Here is a 263-nt window from a genome sequence, read left to right on the forward strand (position 1 = left end):
GGGCATTCCAGCGTGGTTATAACTTTGTCAACGAGCCTGATGGCATACATTATTTAGCCAAAGACCGAGTCGGCGTTTATGGTAACGGTTTACCGCCAAAAGACGCAAAAGCCTGGCATAACTATATTTCAGCGTTCATAAAGCACTTAGTTTCAACCTATGGCGAAGAAAAAGTAAATAATTGGCGATTCAGAATTGGCTCAGAAATAGATACTCGGCCACAGCATTGGGCCGCCACTCAAGAAGAGTTTTTTAAACATTAT

General features: G+C 42.2%; 1 protein-coding gene. It reads left to right on the plus strand.

All coding sequences use genetic code 11. The features are described 5' to 3' along the window. Positions 1–263 (plus strand): GH39 family glycosyl hydrolase (locus R2R70_RS20970; RefSeq protein ID WP_410979043.1); only part of this gene is annotated, 263 nt, incomplete at both ends.

The sequence above is a fragment of the Cobetia sp. SIMBA_158 genome (genome assembly GCF_046566945.1).
Taxonomy (GTDB): domain Bacteria; phylum Pseudomonadota; class Gammaproteobacteria; order Pseudomonadales; family Halomonadaceae; genus Cobetia; species Cobetia amphilecti.